Origin of the sequence: Dyadobacter sp. 22481, from assembly GCF_052044875.1 — a bacterium.
Lineage (GTDB): Bacteria > Bacteroidota > Bacteroidia > Cytophagales > Spirosomataceae > Dyadobacter > Dyadobacter endophyticus.
The window spans coordinates 29,605-46,675 of sequence record NZ_JBQENV010000003.1 but is presented as its reverse complement, the minus strand read 5'-3'; the positions used below and the strand labels follow the sequence as shown (position 1 = coordinate 46,675).

Sequence of the window (17,071 nt, the reverse complement as noted above, 5' to 3'; positions counted from 1 at the left end):
TTTCAAAAATTGGTGTCCGCCTTGTCCAGTTCCGTTTCCTTGATCCAGATGTTGCGGTAATACACATCGTGGCCTTCCGACTGCAATTTCAGTCCGCCGGGTGTGTCGGTAATTCCTTTCCCGCCGTCGTTTCCACCATCGATACCCGAGTTTTTACCCCCCCAAACCTGACTGATCTTCTGGTTGGTATGCACTTTCTTGCCATTGAAATACAGCGTTACCATTGGCTGCTCCACGAGTTTCCCGTCCTTGAACCGCGCTGCGCGGAAAAGAATATCATATGAATTCCATTTGCCGATGCCATTATAGGCATAATACGGCGATTTGGATTCATTGATCACCGCTGCCATTCCGTGCGAGGTAGTATCGCCGTCGAGCACCTGGATCTCGTACCGGTTTTGGAGGTAAACACCGCTGTTTCCCCCCGGTTTGGTAATCAGGAACTCCACATGCGCGCGAAAATCCTTAAACTGTTTTTTGGTAACAATATCCGCTGAGCCGTACAACCCGCCCGCCGACGCCGGATCGTTGCAGTTGATCACGGTACCTTTATCGACGGGGTCATTCACGACCGTCCATTTGATCGGCGGCTTTGCCGCAAACCGCGGGCCCTCCCAGTAGATCCATTTTTCGTCAAGCATTTTGCGGCTGCCGTCGAGATACACTTCTGCGCCTTTGGGGGCTTTTACTCCTACGCCCACCTGTGCGTGCGCGAGGCCCGTGCATGCGATGGCGAGCGCCTGGCCGAGGAAAATGCTTTTCAGCTTCGAGAAATTTCGGTTCATATTGTTGTTTTTTATACCTGGATATAAGGGTTGGAAATTATTATTTACTCACCACCGTGTTATAACTTCTCTTCAAAGAGTTTCAAAATACGCTTGTACTCGTCCGTCCACGACGATGCTTCCACAAATCCATGGTCCTCCATGGGGTAGGAGGCCAGCTCCCAATTGTTTTTACCCAGCTCGATAAGCCGCTGCGCCAGGCGGACAACATCCTGATAATGCACATTTACATCCACCATTCCGTGGCAGATCAGCAGGTTGTTTTTCAAGCCGGCTGCGTGGTAAATGGGTGAGCTTTTACGGTAGGCGAGACTATCGGCCTGTGGTTCGTTGAGGATATTGGCCGTGTACGACTGGTTATAGGCGGCCCAGTCGGTAATAGGGCGCAGTGCGGCGCCGGCTGTAAATACGTCCGGTGTCGTGAACAGCGCCATCAATGTGATGAAGCCGCCATAGGAGCCGCCGTAAATGCCGATTTTTTTAGGGTCAACGCCGTAGGTTTTCACGAGCCACTGTGCACCGTCGGTGTGGTCGGTGAGGTCTTTCCCGCCCATGAAGCGGTAAATGCCCGTGCGCCAGTCGCGGCCATAACCCGAGCTGGCTCGGTAATCCATATCGAGCACGGTGTAGCCTTTGTCGGTGAGCAGGTTATGGAACATATATTCCCTGAAATACTGGCTCCACCACTTATGGGCATTTTGCAGGTAACCTGCACCATGGACAAATATCACTGCCTTCCCATTCGACTGTTTCGGTTCATAAACCCGAGCATAAATAGGCTGGCCGTCCGTGGCTTTGATCGTCACAACCTTCGCCTCGCGCCAGGGATAGGAAAGGAATTCCGGTGAAACGGAGCGCGTGAGCTGAACCGGTTGCGTATTTTTCACGGACGCATTGTCGAGCAGATAGAGCTCCCAGGGCGCATTGCTTTTAGAAAAGCGGATGGCGATATTTTTCTCGTCGGGCGAGAGCGTCATCTCATGCGCGCCGGGCGTGTGCGTGAGGCGCGTACGTATGCCACCTGTCACGGGCATGCGGTAGACATGCTGCTCGCCCGGGTGTACTTCGTTGGTAATGAGATAGAAATTCTTTTTATCCTTCGTGAGGACGACGTTTTGTACTTCGAACCGGCCGGAAGTCAATGCTGTTTTCTTGCCGGACGTAATGATGAAGGCGTACAAATGCGAGTACCCTGTCGCCTCGCTTTGGAAATAGATCGTCTGGTCGTCGAGCCAGCCTGTTTCCCCGGAGCTCTGCGGGTAGCCGCCCACGCCCGGCCCGCCGATCCATGCTTCGTCGCGCTGGCGGTCGAGGAGCCTCAACGAAAGCGTCGCGGGATCGAAAGACATGATCCAGCGGTCCTTGCTATCCAGTGAACGAATCACAACCACGGCATTTTGCCCGTTATCCGACCAGAATGGGCCGTGAAAAATGACTTTGCGCTCCTTTTTCTTTCCTGCCGAATCTTGTTTAGGATAATCTTTGAGGTAATCGGGTTTGTCGTAAATGCCCGGTATCGTTTCTGTCGCCACTTTTCTCGCGGTATCTTTTCGGACGTCGTATACCCAAAGTTCGCTTTCCGACTCCGGTGCGCCTACTTTTGTACGGGCCGGGATGTCTTCGGTAAAACCGCTTTCCGTCACATAGTTAGGCACAATGGTCGATTTGGCACTTTTGTCCGCTTGGGTAATCCGGTAAGTAACATAGTGGCCGTCGGGACTGAGCTGCTGGTTTGAAACATTCTTTTCGCCGAGGTAAATCTCCTTCGGCCTGGCAGGTTTGTCTGCGTCGGTTATCTTTTTGCCGTCATCCTTTTTGTTTTTCCTTTCTTTCAGTACCTGAAACATCGAGAGCTGATCCGCTTTCAGGAATTTTTCCTGCTCGCTGGGTTTGCCATCCTGCTTTTTTGTCCCTGTTTTAAAATCGGTAAACTGGCTGATAAGCCCGGAAGCCAATGTAATGCTGAAAAGGTTGTTGCCGCGCTCGAAAATGACAGCGCTTTCGTTCAGGCTAAATGCAGGATTGGTCTCCCTTTCGGTCGTATTCGTGAGTTGCCGGATCGCGAAATCCTTATAGTTCACAATGAAAAGATCGCCATTCTTTTCATAAAGCCGCATGGAATGGGAGCGGTTGTAAATGCCGTTTTTACCGGTCATCCGTCGCCGGTCGGCAGGGGCAACTTTGCTGATCTTTTTGCTTGCCAGTGAATAAGCATAGAGCGAATCGGAAGGGTTTTTATCCGGATTCCAATTGAAATACACCGTTTTGGAATCATCGGCCCAGGTAATATCGCTTGGAGACGTCCCGAACCACGTCTTCGGGTCCCGCATAATTTTCTCGACGGTGAGCGGGGCGAGGGATTGGGCGTGGAGGTTGTTTGCAAAAAAAATGGAGGTAAGAAATGCGAATTTGTAAAGATGCTTCATGTTTTAAGGTTAGGAAATGCAATATAATTAGTTGCCGTGGGCAACCTTTTTGTCCTGGTAGGGGACAGCTTTGATCAGGCGAATATTGTTATACTCTTCAATTACAACCGTATCCTCTGCCGGAATAACGCCCCGCTTGATCCAGTTGCTGACAGTTTGCGTATTGGGGATGTTGAACCGTCTGCAATATTCGGCGACTGTGACCCAGTCGTGCAGCTCGTATATCTTACCGTCTTTCGAAAGGTAGTTTTGGGCCGTTGCCAGAGTTTCCCTTGCGGCTTGAAGCAGTTCGTTGAGCTGTTCAGGCCTTGTTTCAGTGATCGTTTTCATACTGGTAGCGCAGCGATCCGAATCCGGACCTCCATTACGTTCATAGTGTGCTTTTTTTGTTCCAATATACAAAAATGTTACGCTTCGTAACGGAATCGGCGAAGAGATTTGATTTCTATTGAACTCGAATATGCTATTTTTGAGCGTATCCTTAATCCGATGACTTCACTACGCTCCCTGATTTTTACAGCCGCCATACTTTTGGCCTCCCTCGCCTGCACCCGTCCACAAGGCCCCATCCCTGAAAAAGGTGTTTCATTTGCGCTGAATCAATACCGTAAACAACATATCGATAGCATCCGCTATACGATCGAGCTGGATATTCCGGCTGGGAAAACGGCGAAGATTTCGGGACGGGAGACGATCTCATTTTATATAGATGCGCTCGATTCAGCGCTTGTGCTGGATTTCAATGCGGATGCCAGCCATTTGCAGGAAGTGCGTGTAGGGGGTGAAAAAGTGGAGTATCAGTTTATCAATGAGCATATTGTTTTAGATGCAAAGCATTTGAGTAAGGGCAAAAATGAAGTCGGTATCGATTTTGTTGCCGGCGACCAGTCGCTGAACCGGAGCGAGGATTATCTGTACACGCTTTTCGTGCCCGATCGTGCTTCGACGTGTTTCCCGCTCTTCGACCAACCGAACCTCAAAGCTTCCTACCAACTGACTTTAAAAGCGCCTGCGGACTGGGAAGCGGTTTCGAATGGGAAGCTGAGCGCCAGAACTGTCGAAAAGGGCAGGAGCGTTTACAAGTTTGGTGAGACAAAACCCATCAGTTCCTACCTGTTCGCATTTGCCGCCGGCAAATTTTTCAAAGAGACAAAAGTTTTAGACGGCCGGGAGATGACCATGTACTACCGGGAAACGGATACGGTGAAAGTGAACCGTAACCGCGACGAGGTTTTTCAATTGCATGCCAAATCCCTTGCCTGGCTCGAACAGTATACGGCCATCGATTATCCTTTCGGGAAATTCGATTTTGTGCTGCTGCCGTCGTTCCAATATGGTGGTATGGAGCACCCCGGTGCTGTTTTTTATAACGAACCGGCGTTGTTTCTGGATGAGAATGCTTCGGTGAACCGCAAAATGGCCCGCGCGAGCGTGATCGCGCACGAGTCGGCGCATATGTGGTTCGGCGATCTGGTGACAATGGATTGGTTCAACGATGTGTGGCTCAAAGAGGTATTCGCGAATTTTATGGCCGCTAAGATCGTCCATCCTAGTTTTCCGGAGATTAACCATGAGCTGAGGTTTCTTTTGGCGCATTACCCTAATGCCTACGAGGTGGACAGGACGGCTGGAACGAACCCGGTTTTGCAGCAGTTGGGCAACCTGAAGAATGCCGGGACGCTGTACGGAGCGATTATTTATATGAAGGCGCCGATCGTGATGTGGCAGTTGGAGCGAAGGATCGGGGAGGAGATGATGCAGGAAAGCCTGCGTGAGTACCTGAAAACCTATTCGTTCGGGAATGCCCGATGGGACGATCTGATCGGCATTATCGACAAGCGGACGCCGCAGGATATTGCAGCTTGGAGCAATGTGTGGGTGAAAACGCCCGGAATGCCGGGGTATCGAGTCGAGTCGGGCAAGCTGGTGCAGGAGAAGGATTCCGTATCGGGACGTACCTGGGAGCAGCCGCTAGTGTTGAAAGCCATGCCAAGCGGCGCGCGAAACCTGATTTTCCCGAATAGTGACGGGACTGGTTATGGTTATTTTAAAATGGATACGGTCGCGAAAGCCTGGTTTTTCGAAAACTATGGCAGTACGAATGCGGTTTGGTCCGATCCGGTTTTCAAGGGGGCAATGCTGGTGAATATCTGGGAAGGATTGCTACGCGGCGACGGCCCCGCGCCGGAGAAGTTGGTACGCTATACATTGAATGTACTACCGAAAGAACGAAATCCTCTTTTGGTAGATTATCTGCTTGGCAACGTGCAAAGCAGCTGGTGGGTGTTTTTAAATGCTAACCAGCGTGCCTTGTACCAGATGCAGGCGGAACAGCTGATTTGGCAGCTTTTAAATACGACGAAGGACAAAGGCATTCAGACATCCTATTTCCGGGCTTTCAAATCGCTCGCGCTGACGGACGACGGATGGCAGAAAATGCACGGGCTCTGGACAGGAAAACTCAAAGTAGAGGGCCTCGTACTATCGGAAGAAGACAAGATTTCGCTCGCTTACGAGCTGGCATTGAAGGGGAAGGGCGATGGGAAGGCTGTTTTGAACGAGCAGCTCGGCGCAACCAAAAATCCCGACAGGAAGGCGAGAATGCAGTTTGTGATACCTGCATTGAGCGCCAGCGAAGCGGAGCGCGACGCGTTTTTTGAAACATTAAAAAAAGAGGAAAACCGCGGGAAGGAAGCTTGGGTGCTGGACGCATTGACCTATCTGCATCATCCATTGCGGTCACAAAGCGCACTGAGATACCTGCGCCCATCGCTCGACCTCTTGCAGGAGATACAGCTTACCGGCGATATTTTTTTCCCGACCCGCTGGCTGCACAATACCTTCGCAGGGCATTCATCACCGGAAGCGGCCGCAATTGCCAAAACTTTTTTGAAAGAGCACCCGGATTATCCCTACTTCTTGAAAAACAAAATATTGCAAGCGACCGACCTGCTCGACCGCTCCGTGAAACTAGCTGATACCTATGCCCAAAAAGAGTATTCCCCTGCATTATCTCAGCAATGAGTCGGGATTGGGGATTTCCCTGCACCGCATCGACCGGATGAACCAGATGAATGCGCCGCATATGGACGCACACCGCGACGATCATGGGAATTTCTTCTTTCAGGAGGACGGCCATGCACGGTTGATGGTCGATTTTCGGGAGATTGAGCTAAAAGGCAGCGGTGTGTTTTGTATTATGCCGGGCCAGGTGCACTATCCCCTGGAATCGTCGGGGTCCTATGGCTGGTTTCTCGCTGTGGACATGAGCTTGCTCGACGAGCACCACCGGGCAGTGGTGGATGAATATGCGTTGCATGGCTTTCCGGTTAGTCTGGATCCGTCGCAGACCGATCTGCTCATGCGGAGTCTCCATTTGCTGCTGGAATTTTATCAGACGCCATCGCAATATGGGCAGCCTGTCGTACGGTCGATGCTGAAAACGTGTCTGGGTATTTTTACGTCGCTTTTTGAAAAAGAAGTTTTACAGCGAACCGGGCAGACGCGCTCGTCGGCCATTACCTCACAATTCCGTAAACTTTTGTCGCAGCATTTTAAAACTGTGAAAAGTCCTTCCGAATATGCCGGAATGTTAAGTATCACTTCATCCTATCTGAATGAGGCCGTCAAGGAAACATCCGGGCGGCCGGTGAGTCACTGGATACAGAACGAAGTGATTATGGAAGCCAAAAGGCTTTTGTATTACACTGATTTGAGTATTAAGGAGATTGCATTCGGGCTGGGCTACGAAGATCACGGCTATTTCTCCCGGCTATTCCGAAAAGTGACGGGGAGGTCGGCGGGGCAGTTCCGGGACGAATACCGCAAATAGAAGTTGTGGGGAAACCGCGATTAGTCCAATCATTACCCTTCTTCCTGCCTTTATTCTATGCATATGTGCGTGTTGTTTTGTAAAGTAAAAAATCGGCTGGATCGTCAGCCCTGAAACAACACCGATCGCAGTAAAATGAACATCATCAAACAGAAAGCGCTACACTTGCTTGAAAATGCCTTTGGAAAGACCGGAACCGTGCTGGCTATCCGGGCCTGGGAACCTGCTACTTTTTTTGAAGTTGACGTCCATTTCCCCGATATGGATATGAGCGGCTGGAAACGCGTCCAGCACATTAAAGTGCGGGTAGGCGAGGGTATTTACCGTGACTACACGCCTGCCGGCTGGGACGAGGACATCCGAACCTGCACATTGTACATCAATGCCGAACAGGACGGCCCCGGTGCGCAATGGATACGTTCCCTGCGCGCGGGCGACCGCATTACGTATGTAGGCGTGGGCGCGACCATGCACAGGCCCACATATGCGGGAGAAATGGTTGTTTTGGGCGACATGAGCAGCATCGGGCATTACCTGGCATTGCAGCAACTGGCCGGGACGCGTAAAATCAGCGGCGCCATTACCATCGCCCACGAAAATCACCGGGAAGAGTTCAAAGAATATTTCAATTGGAATATTCAGCCGGTGAAAAAGAACGACGACGGCGGGTTGCATTCGATGCTCAAATGGACCAGCGATAGACAGCTGGCCAATTCGAACATCTATATTTCGGGGCATATCCCGACTTGTATCCGTTTGCGTAAGGAACTCAAAAGGCGCGACGATTCTCCGCTCGGGATTCAGGTGCAGGGGTTCTGGTCGTAGTTAATCGAAGATCCCGTTCATGGCCGTCAGGATCACGGGTTTGCCGTCCGTAACGATGATCGTATGCTCGTGCTGCGCCACATACCCGCCGCGCGAGCCTACGAGCGTCCACCCGTCGCGTTCGGTTGCCGTGCTTGTGGAGGCTGTTGAAATGAATGTTTCGATTGCAACCACGCTGTTTTTGCGAAAGCGCGTCGTATTGTAACGGTCATAGTAATTTGCAATTTCGTGCGGTTCCTCGTGCAAAGCGCGGCCAACACCGTGGCCGGCGAGGTTTTTAATTACCTTATAACCCGACTTTTTGGCTTCCGTTTCAATTAGCCGCCCGATATCGGCAATCCTCACACCGCCTTTGATTTGGCCGAGTGCTTTGCTCAGTATCCGCTTGGAGGCATTCACCAGTTTGTTGTGCCCGTGAATGTCTTCGCCTAACACGAAAGAACCCCCATTGTCGGACCAAAAACCATTCAATTCGGCAGAAACGTCGATGTTCACCAGGTCGCCTTCTTGCAAAACCTTCGACTCGGTGGGTATCCCGTGCGCGACTTCGTTATTGATGCTGATGCAGGTCCAACCGGGGAAGCCGTAGGTAAGTTTAGGTGCCGACTTCGCCCCGAGGCTATTCAGCATTTCACCGCCGAAATCGTCGAGCTCTTTGGCCGTCATACCCGGCTTTGCATGCTCGCGCATCGCGCGTAAAGTGGTGGCCACTGCGCGGCTGGCCTCCTGCATTCCGGTCAGTTCGGATTCTTTTGAAATAGACATGGTTGAGTATTATTTTTATTGTCAGGCATTTACGGAAGCTATCTCCTCGTAAACGCCGTCCCAAAGCGCAATGCGCCGTTCAAGCGAGGCGATAGTTGCATTTTCAGCTTCTTGCCAGGATGCTTCGTTATCGCCGCAGAGGTTAGCCGTCATCCGAAGGGCAAGGTGACTGTGGTGGTCGCCGTCGACTTCGATATGTCGTTCAAGGTAATATTTAAATAGGGAAATGCTATCAGGGAAATTTCGGTGTATATCTTCGATGATCGACATGAACATACCTGGTATAAGGTCCTCCCGACCGAAAGTGAATGTGGCGGCCTGCAGGTAATCTTTGCGGGTACCAATGGTTTCGAATGTGAAACGGACAAATTCACGGGCTTTCTCAGGGGTTCCCGCTGTATTGAATGCTCTTTCAAGGTCACCCGTTTCGCGTAGTACGGCAATAAACCTCTCAATTTCGGTGGTATCGGCACCGCATTGTGCCATAGCATCGAGGTAGAGCTCAAAATGGCTTTTGAAATTTCCGTCCATATCGACGTCAGACTCTTCACCGGCCACGATTTCGTTAATGAGATGCCGGGTTTCGCTGTCACCGGTGGGGAACCAGGGAACAGAAGTGCAGGTTAGCCCGTTTTGAAGTGATTTTAGCAACGACATAAAATCCCAGACTGCGTATACATGGTATTTCATGAATACTTTGAGATCGTCGATGTCTTTGATAACGGAATAAACTTTGTGCCGGATGATCTGTTGCCGTAGTGGCTCGATGTTGTGCTGGATTCTGGTAATGTGATCGTTCATGATTTGCGTTGTTCTTTGGGTAAACCCATGTCAGAGAAGGTTTGTTCAGCGTTCGCAAATAAAAAGCCTCGCAAGGTCATTGCCGTAACGGTTTACTGAACGCATTAGGTGGGCGAAGGAACGGCCTATCGCTCAATGCAGCAGCTACTTACTTTGTTTCGGCGAATATTTCACGAGATCGATGCCTATCCCGTTGGGATCGGAGATAGCGAAATGCCTGTCGCCCCAGGGTTCGTCGCGGAGCGCTATTTTGATCTCGGTACCCTTCTTTTTCAAGTCACTATAAAGTTTATCAACGTCGTCGACTTCAATGGTCAGGTACATTCCCTGGCCTGGAAACGGCTTTTGAAACAGCGGTTGCTGCGAGGGGTGATCGGGGAGCAGAAAACTGATCTCTGAGCCGCCGCCCGGTGTATGCAACAGGAGATAGAATTCGTTTTCGAATGTCACGCCGAACCCTAGCGTTTCGGTGTAAAATGCTTTGGTTTCAGCGAGTTTAGAAGTGACGATGCCTGCGTTCAGTTTCATTTTTTGTTTGGTTTGAGTTGATGGACTGGTTTGGGAAAATGCTTTGACACAGACGCACGCCAATGCAAGTAATGTGGTGAGCCGTTTCATGTTACTGTTCGTTTTTGGTGAATCTGATGTTGCAAATGTCGGTTCACCTCATCGGATAGCATTGTAAAAAACGGACAAAATCACCTTCCGAACGCTCTGCCGGGCGTTACGCCGTAGAGGTTTTTGAATTCTTTGATAAAATGTGCCTGGTCGTAATAGCCGTTGTCATAGAAAAGCTTGTTCTCGCGGAGGCTTTGCTGGGAGGGTTTGGCACGGAGGATATTCTGAAAACGCACGACCTGGCTGAAAGTTTTGGCCGAGTCGCCTACATAGTATTCGAACAGCCTGCGGAGTTGCCGGGCACTTAGGCCGGTGTCGAGGTCTTTTTCGACATTCAGCACGCCGAAGTTTTGGAGAATAATGGACAATGCATTGTAAAACCGGGGGTCGTGATTGAAATCAACCCCTGCTGCGAAATGCAGGAAGTATTCGTCGAACCGCCGCTTTATTTCCGCGACAGACAAGCCCTCGCCGAAGCCCGAGGCGATGAATTGCGCGGTGCCGGGCAGTACAACTTCCAGATTTTCAAAACGGTTGCTCAGCTCCGCCGCACTGATTTTAAATAGCTGTGGGAACATCGTGGGTAAAAACCGTACGCCGACGTAGTCAAAACTGTTTTCGAGCGGGAACTCGGTATATTTTTTACAGAAGCCCATCACGAAATTTTCCGAGGGGGTTTTCAGTTCGAAAAAAATGTCGATACAGCCATCGGCGACGACGCGGTATACGAAAGGCTCGTCGAGCGGAAGCGAGGTCCGAAGCCTCCAATAACAGTATATGATGCCCTGCAAGGCCGTATCGGGCAGGAATTCCTGATAGGTCACCCGCTCAGCCGATTGTTTCACCGTTGGTTGGACAGGCACATAGAGCCCGCGAATGTCCGGCGTTTTATCCATTCAGTTTCGACCGTTTAAAAATCCGCCAATATACGTTAACTCGCTTATATCGCACGGGTTTTGAAATTTGTCAAATATATACGTATTTGTAAATCAATGTTCTTTCATCTTGAACTGCAATCTTTTGTGGGCGCAGCCTCGTTTTTTGAGCTTGTGCAAATTTTGTAGTACACCCCGAACCGTTCAATTTAACATATCTATGAGCAAAACACTGGATAATCTCCGCTTGTATGCAGGTGTTGTAAAAAGGGTTGGGTACACCCTCACGGCAGGTATGCTGGCTCCCGGTTCGCGGGACGAGCTGCTGAAATTGTATAACAGCTACAATGGCCATCAACAACCCGGAGATAGCACGCCGGTCGATCCATTTATCATTCCTAAAACCGACGTTTTCGAGCTTTTCGGCAATGACAATGCCACTTATGAGGGTGTTTATGAATGTGGCTTCGGGCACACCACGGAGTTTGAACTCAAAGTCATCAGTAACCTTGTCAAAAAATGGAATCCCCGGCGGATCTTTGAGATCGGCACATTTCAGGGGCGCACCACGCTGAATATGGCATTGAACAGCGGTGTTGATACCGAGATCGTTACATTAGACTTGCCCGCGGACGAACTGGCTTCGACGAAGATGGAAATCGAGGAAGGGGAGGTGCGGTATGTTAAAAAGGAAGTTTCCGGCGAGCGGTTTATCGGTCATCCGGCAGCGTCGAAAATCCGGCAGGTATTTGGAGATTCGGCTTCGTTTGATTTTAAAACTTATGCTGATTCGGTCGATGTAGCATTCATCGACGGGTCGCACGCCTATGAATACGTGTTGAACGACAGCGAAAAAGTGTTCACCGTCATGCGGAAGGGCGGCCTGATCATCTGGCACGACTACACCAACTGGCCGGGCGTCTGGACGGCGCTGAACGAGCTTTACGAGAAGGATGCGCGGTTTAAGGGTATCCGGCACGTGGGCGGTACGAGCATTGCAATTCTCGCCCTTTGATGTTGTAAGAAAAGCAAAGTAACTCCTGGTATATTGACGTATATGGCTTATCGGTCGTTGTGGGGGCTCCATGGCCATACCGCGGCATTGTTTTTTAGGGGTATTCCTAAAAACGGATAATACTATGAGCAACAGAACCTTAGTCGATGCCTACATCAAAGAACTGGAAGCGGAGTATACTTCGACCCGCAAATGCTTGGAACGCATTCCGGTTACCTTACTTAAATACAAACCGCATCCCACCTCGATGGAGTTGGGCTATCTCATGCTGTTGGTGGCCGAAATACCTCTTTGGATCACTTTCATGGTCGAGCAAGGCGAAGTTGACTTTGCTACCTACAAACGCTTCGAGTTCACCACCAGCGAGGAATTGCTTGACCATTTTGAGGAAGTTTTTAATGGCGCCAAAAAATCGCTGGCCGGCATTACCGACGACGACCTCGACGCTCCTTTCTACCTGAAACGCCAGGGCCAGGTGCTATTTACCCAACCCAGGCGGGAGGGCGTCGGTTCGACGATTAACCACTGGATACACCACCGTGGCCAGCTTACCGTGTATATGCGACTAAACGGAATTGCCGTTCCATCGATTTACGGGCCTTCGGCCGACGACCCCACGTTCTGATCAACGAGGAGGGCCAAAGCGGTCGAACTGTTCTTTTTTTAACTCTTCGAGGATTTCCTTCGTCGATTCGAAACTGGTATGCTGATATGCCCTAAGCCCGAGCGTTTTGGCCATATTGGCAAACATAATGCGGTCGTCGAAATACACGCATTGGCTGGGTGTTGCCTGCGCGATGCCCATCGCCAGTTCGAAAATACGCGGGTCGGGCTTGCGCATCTTGACTTCGCAGGAAGAAATGAATGCGTCGAAACAGGTGTGCAATTTGAATTTTTGTATCCGGTAATCGTTCAATTCTTTTCCCTCATTGTTGATTGAAATGATCCGGAAACCGCAGTCTTTTTTCCACTCTTTGAGCCAGGCCAGCATGCCAGGCAGCTCAACCGACTGCGAATACATAAACTCCTTGAAATCCTCCCGGACGAAATCGCGCGGGTGATTGAAGATCACCGTGTCGAGATACTGATCGAGATTGACGCTCCCGATTTCGTAGACATTAAAAATGAAATTATGTAGCTGGTCCATTTCCTTGTAATTGAGGCCGAATTTTTCCGCCGCCAGGGTGCGGGATTCGTGTCCCCATCCATTACTCAAAAGGACGCCGCCAATGTCGAAAAAGAGTATTTTGAGATCGCTGATCTGCATGGTAATTGTTTTGTATGTTGGTAAAAACGATGGCCGCTAAGTTAGTTATTATCGCACAAATAGTTCGAACGTGCACGTTCAGACTGGCTATTCGCAGGCCTCCGGCCGATCAGTAATGTGCGATGTACCGATCAGCCGGAGGCCTGCGAATAGTTTGTTTGAAGGAAGACCTTCAAACCGTTCGAGCTACTACCGTCTTCCCCCACGGAAGCCACCACCACTAAACCCGCCGCGGCTGAATCCACCGCCACCGCCATTAAAAGTCCTGCCTCCAAAAGATCCATATGACCGGGAAGGAGCACTAAACGAATTGCTGCGTGGCATTGAACGGTAACCTTGCGCATTTGCTGCACGCGGCGCTGTGCGGAACGATTGGCCTCTGTCGAACAGATAGGAACGCGAGCCGACCGACGGATTGAAATGTCTAGCAGCGGAGCCGATGAAAGCGGTTCGTGGTGAATAGGCATAATGTCGTGGGGCGATGGTGCGGTAATAGTTCCCGTATTGACGGTACAGGTGCGGATAATATCGGTAGGCGCCGCCGAAAAACCATCTCGAAAAGCCCAGAGAAGGCATTGCATACACCATCGGATAACCGCCCAGGCCTAAATAGAAGCCGGAACCATAGCCGTACAAACCAGGGTACCACATCGGCGAACCATACCAATAGGGATAGCCAAACCAGTATGAATAAGGGCTGCCGTAGTTGACTACCTTGTCGCCGGTTGGTGCGGGGTAGCTGTAACCGCCCTGAGACGCATATTCCTGCGAGGCCTGGCTAAGTTCCTGCATCGCCTGTGGATTTTGTTTCAACTCGTCCTGATAGGTAGCGAGTTCGTCCTTGTTTTGTGCTTCAATCTGGTCGTGGATGTTCGCAAGGTCATTGCGTACGTCCGCCGGGTTGTCTTTGAAACGCTCGCCGAGCCGTGTTACAAGGTCGGAGTGATCGTTCAGGAGCGACAGTACATCCGGCATTTCTTCCAGTGTTCTGAACGCCTGCTGGGCATCGGGGTTCAGAAGGGCGATCATGCTTTGGAATGATGCACCGGCTTCTTCGTTCAGGTTGTCCACTTTCAGCAGGTCACTGTGATGGTTGTTGTACAACTTCCAGGCAGCCTCTTTCAGCTCGGGTGACGGGTTCACATTCGCCAGCATACCGTCGATCGTTTCCCGGGAAGTTTTACGCGGAAGGGTAGCCAGTTTATGCATCAAATCCGGATAGCGGCTTACTTCATAAAACCACCCCTGTTTCTTTTGGGCATAATTTTGAATGATTTGCTGGAATCCTGCGCTGCTTTTCTCCCGGATTTGCGCGAGTTTGGCCAGCACATCGGGATATTGGGTAGCTACGAGAATATCATTGCGGACGCCGTCGTCGTAGGGTGCAATGGCTTTAAGCAGGCTTTGGTCAGTGACAATATTTTGTTGCGCGTTACTAACCATTTGATCATCCTGGCCGTAGCTGGTGAGGCTAGCGGCGGAGAGCAGAATAGTGGCAAACAGATGAAGCGGTTTCATGGTCTTGAACTGTTAAAATTGAATAGCTTCTTGACTTATTATGGTACCAAGGTATCCTGCGATTCTGTCGAAATATTGAAGATTCGGGCAGGTTTCGAAAATATTATCCCTGCACCGGAAAGCTTTTCATAAGCTTTTTAACGCCCTTGTTAATCTGTTTTTCAAGCCGGTTCGGGTTGCTCACATCGCCGGAAATAGCTTTTTGCCAGATAATGTCCCCGGTTTTGGCATCCACCACATCGAGGATCAGCGTGCCGTCGGTGCCGGTGCTCGAATACGGGTAACCTCCGTACCCGTAGCCGCCGAAGCCGCCATAGTAAGGGTATCCCCAGCCAAAACGGCCCCAGCCCATCATCGGATAAGCACCGAATGGATAAGCCCCGCCGCCGTAGTAGTTCTTGCGCACGCGTTGCGTGTACGTGTGAAATTGCAGGAGCAGGTCGGGATGCTGGGCGTTACGGGTAAGGCCCTTGCTTTCCAATGCTTTATCGAATGCGGTTTGAATGCGATGACGGGAAAACGAACTGGCGTACATCGGGTTCTGGTTGGTTTTCATGTCGGGAACGATCCAATTATAGGTCAATGCCTTGCCGGTAGTACTTACCGGCTGTTGGGGACTTTTTGCGAGCACTACACTGCCCAGCGCAGTCAGCATTCCCAACAAAAGCAGGTTCTTTTTCATTTGAATAAATCATTTGGAGGGCCTCCGGGCTTGCACCCGGAAAGCCCCGGGTTACTTTATAAACCAATTGCGAAGTACTGGGTTTCGTCGTTGCCGGGATAAAGCCCTTCAATCATTACCCCGCCTTTTTTGCCTTGAAGCATTTTCACGGCTTCGCGGGCGTTGGCAACCGGTGTTTTATCAATTTTTGTAATTACAAAACCTTCTTCCATATCGGTATTCTGGCGGATTTTGCCTGCGTTGATCCCCGTCACCTGCGCGCCGGAACCGATGCTGTATTCTTTTTTCTGCTGGTTCGTGAGGTCTTTGAGTTCAATACCCAGTTGCTCCATCACGGCCGACGAGGAACGGTCGGCGACGGAAGGTTCGGAAATGCCCTTCAACGACACGGAAATTACTTTTTCGGCTCCGTCGCGGTTCACAGTCACGGTCACTTTATCGGATGGTTTGTGCTGGGCAATGGCTTCCTGCAATTGCGGCACGCTGGTAATGGCATGGCCGTCGATTTTGGTGATAACGTCGCCGATCTTGATGCCTGCCTCTTTCGCGGCACTTTCATCCGCAAAATTCTCGACGCGTACGCCCTCATCCACTTTCAAGTCAAACGATTTGACTTTTGCCGCATCCACTTCGCTTATGCCCACTCCCAGGTAGCCACGCTGCACGGAACCGAATTTGGAAATGTCCTCTACCACTTTGTGCGCGATGCTCGAAGGTACCGCGAATGAATACCCCGCAAAGGAGCCCGTCTGGCTGGCAATGGCGGTGTTGATGCCGATCAGGTTACCATTTAGATCCACCAATGCACCGCCGGAGTTACCCGGGTTTACAGCGGCATCGGTTTGAATGAACGACTCGATCGGTGCCTTGGCATTCTCGCCGAGGATATTGATGCTGCGCCCTTTGGCACTCACAATGCCTGCTGTAACGGTCGATGTCAGGTTGTAGGGGTTACCTACCGCGAGTACCCATTGCCCTACCTCCACGTTCTCAGAGTTTCCGAAAGACAATGCCGGGAGATTCTTCGCGTCGATCTTGATCAATGCAATGTCGGTATTGGGGTCGCTGCCGATTACTTTGGCTTTGTAGGTATGCTTGTCGGCCAGCGTTACTTCGAGCGTTTCGGCCCCCTGGATCACGTGGTTGTTGGTTACGATATAACCGTCGGGATTGATAATCACACCGGAACCTGTGGCCTGTGGTTTCTCCATTTTTCCTTCCGGTGACTGCTGGCCGAATGGATTGCGGCCGCCGAAGAGATCCCGAAATTCCTCCGGTATTTGCATCTGGCTCACGGTACGTTCCGGTTTCAAGGTCGATTTGATGTGTACCACAGCAGCGGTTGCTTTTTTGGAGGCAAATGAAAAATCAGCAGGGATCATCGTGGCGGGCGCGTCGGCCGTAGAACCGCCCGGTTTGCCGTCCAGCCTGGCTTTCATGAACGGGGTCGCATTGCTGACCCAGGTCGAGATCGTATCGGGTTTGCCGAAATGTTCGTACGTAGCGTAGGAGGTTCCGCCCAGCAATGCGGATGCGAGGGCTACTGCGGTTATTTTTCTGAAATTACGGGTTGTTGTCATCGCTATTAAATTGATTAAGTGTATTCAAATTTCAATAGCGATCCTGTTGCAATTCTGTATGGATTCTGAAGACATTTTGTAG

Annotated in this window: 16 protein-coding genes; 5 read left to right on the top strand and 11 right to left on the bottom strand. The window is 50.8% G+C overall.

Annotation, left to right across the window (positions count from 1 at the left end; genetic code table 11):
* Positions 1-2 precede the first annotated feature (2 nt).
* Genes ACTJJJ_RS19165 through ACTJJJ_RS19155 form a run of 3 tightly spaced genes read right to left on the bottom strand, consistent with a single transcriptional unit; the run spans position 3 to position 3,541 of the window.
* A complete protein-coding gene (locus ACTJJJ_RS19165) occupies positions 3-785 on the bottom strand; it encodes a 3-keto-disaccharide hydrolase (protein ID WP_188938243.1) in 783 nt (260 codons plus the stop codon).
* 59 nt (positions 786-844) lie between these two features.
* Positions 845-3,211, bottom strand: a complete 2,367-nt coding sequence (locus ACTJJJ_RS19160; protein ID WP_440702679.1) for a prolyl oligopeptidase family serine peptidase — start codon at positions 3,209-3,211, stop codon at positions 845-847.
* A gap of 27 nt (positions 3,212-3,238) precedes the next feature.
* Positions 3,239-3,541, bottom strand: coding sequence for a hypothetical protein (locus ACTJJJ_RS19155; protein ID WP_188938247.1), 303 nt, complete (start codon positions 3,539-3,541; stop codon positions 3,239-3,241).
* 159 nt (positions 3,542-3,700) lie between these two features.
* Here ACTJJJ_RS19155 and ACTJJJ_RS19150 point away from each other — a divergent pair, with 159 nt between their 5' ends.
* The 3 genes from ACTJJJ_RS19150 to ACTJJJ_RS19140 all read left to right on the top strand — a co-directional run bounded on the left by ACTJJJ_RS19150 (position 3,701) and on the right by ACTJJJ_RS19140 (position 7,868).
* On the top strand, positions 3,701-6,235 hold the full coding sequence (locus ACTJJJ_RS19150; RefSeq protein ID WP_440702678.1) for a M1 family metallopeptidase: 2,535 nt from the start codon (positions 3,701-3,703) through the stop codon (positions 6,233-6,235).
* The gene (locus ACTJJJ_RS19145; protein WP_426295379.1) at positions 6,195-7,043 is read left to right on the top strand and encodes a helix-turn-helix domain-containing protein; all 849 of its coding nucleotides are present in this window, start codon (positions 6,195-6,197) and stop codon (positions 7,041-7,043) included. Before ACTJJJ_RS19150 ends, ACTJJJ_RS19145 begins: the two co-directional genes overlap by 41 nt.
* Positions 7,044-7,178: 135 nt before the next feature.
* Positions 7,179-7,868: a hypothetical protein gene (locus ACTJJJ_RS19140; protein ID WP_426295378.1), complete on the top strand. Its 690-nt coding sequence runs from the start codon at positions 7,179-7,181 to the stop codon at positions 7,866-7,868.
* Here ACTJJJ_RS19140 and map read toward each other — a convergent pair whose 3' ends face one another.
* The 4 genes from map to ACTJJJ_RS19120 form a co-directional block, all read right to left on the bottom strand.
* Positions 7,869-8,633 carry a type I methionyl aminopeptidase gene (gene map, locus ACTJJJ_RS19135; protein ID WP_440702677.1) on the bottom strand — a complete coding sequence of 255 codons (765 nt, stop codon included), beginning with the start codon at positions 8,631-8,633 and terminating at the stop codon, positions 7,869-7,871.
* Positions 8,634-8,654: 21 nt separating this feature from the next.
* Positions 8,655-9,434: a DUF3050 domain-containing protein gene (locus ACTJJJ_RS19130; RefSeq protein WP_188938259.1), complete on the bottom strand. Its 780-nt coding sequence runs from the start codon at positions 9,432-9,434 to the stop codon at positions 8,655-8,657.
* Positions 9,435-9,578: 144 nt separating this feature from the next.
* Positions 9,579-9,962 carry a VOC family protein gene (locus tag ACTJJJ_RS19125; RefSeq protein ID WP_440702676.1) on the bottom strand — a complete coding sequence of 128 codons (384 nt, stop codon included), beginning with the start codon at positions 9,960-9,962 and terminating at the stop codon, positions 9,579-9,581.
* A 170-nt stretch (positions 9,963-10,132) separates the two neighbouring features.
* On the bottom strand, positions 10,133-10,948 hold the full coding sequence (locus ACTJJJ_RS19120; RefSeq protein WP_440702675.1) for an AraC family transcriptional regulator: 816 nt from the start codon (positions 10,946-10,948) through the stop codon (positions 10,133-10,135).
* Between the two features lie 199 nt (positions 10,949-11,147).
* On the opposite strand from ACTJJJ_RS19120, the gene ACTJJJ_RS19115 reads away from it, so the two are divergent.
* The gene (locus ACTJJJ_RS19115) at positions 11,148-11,942 is read left to right on the top strand and encodes a class I SAM-dependent methyltransferase (protein WP_426295374.1); all 795 of its coding nucleotides are present in this window, start codon (positions 11,148-11,150) and stop codon (positions 11,940-11,942) included.
* A 124-nt stretch (positions 11,943-12,066) separates the two neighbouring features.
* Positions 12,067-12,567 carry a DinB family protein gene (locus ACTJJJ_RS19110; RefSeq protein WP_440702674.1) on the top strand — a complete coding sequence of 167 codons (501 nt, stop codon included), beginning with the start codon at positions 12,067-12,069 and terminating at the stop codon, positions 12,565-12,567.
* Here the strand turns inward: ACTJJJ_RS19110 and ACTJJJ_RS19105 are convergent, their stop codons facing one another.
* The 4 genes from ACTJJJ_RS19105 to ACTJJJ_RS19090 all read right to left on the bottom strand — a co-directional run bounded on the left by ACTJJJ_RS19105 (position 12,568) and on the right by ACTJJJ_RS19090 (position 16,989).
* On the bottom strand, positions 12,568-13,209 hold the full coding sequence (locus ACTJJJ_RS19105) for an HAD family hydrolase (protein ID WP_440702673.1): 642 nt from the start codon (positions 13,207-13,209) through the stop codon (positions 12,568-12,570). It lies immediately after the preceding gene.
* A gap of 189 nt (positions 13,210-13,398) precedes the next feature.
* Entirely contained in the window at positions 13,399-14,727 is a 1,329-nt protein-coding gene (locus ACTJJJ_RS19100; RefSeq protein WP_440702672.1) for a hypothetical protein, read from the bottom strand.
* A 103-nt stretch (positions 14,728-14,830) separates the two neighbouring features.
* Positions 14,831-15,409 carry a DUF4136 domain-containing protein gene (locus ACTJJJ_RS19095; protein ID WP_426295372.1) on the bottom strand — a complete coding sequence of 193 codons (579 nt, stop codon included), beginning with the start codon at positions 15,407-15,409 and terminating at the stop codon, positions 14,831-14,833.
* A gap of 56 nt (positions 15,410-15,465) precedes the next feature.
* Complete coding sequence (locus tag ACTJJJ_RS19090) at positions 15,466-16,989, bottom strand: Do family serine endopeptidase (RefSeq protein ID WP_440702671.1); 1,524 nt, start codon at positions 16,987-16,989, stop codon at positions 15,466-15,468.
* Positions 16,990-17,071 lie beyond the last annotated feature (82 nt).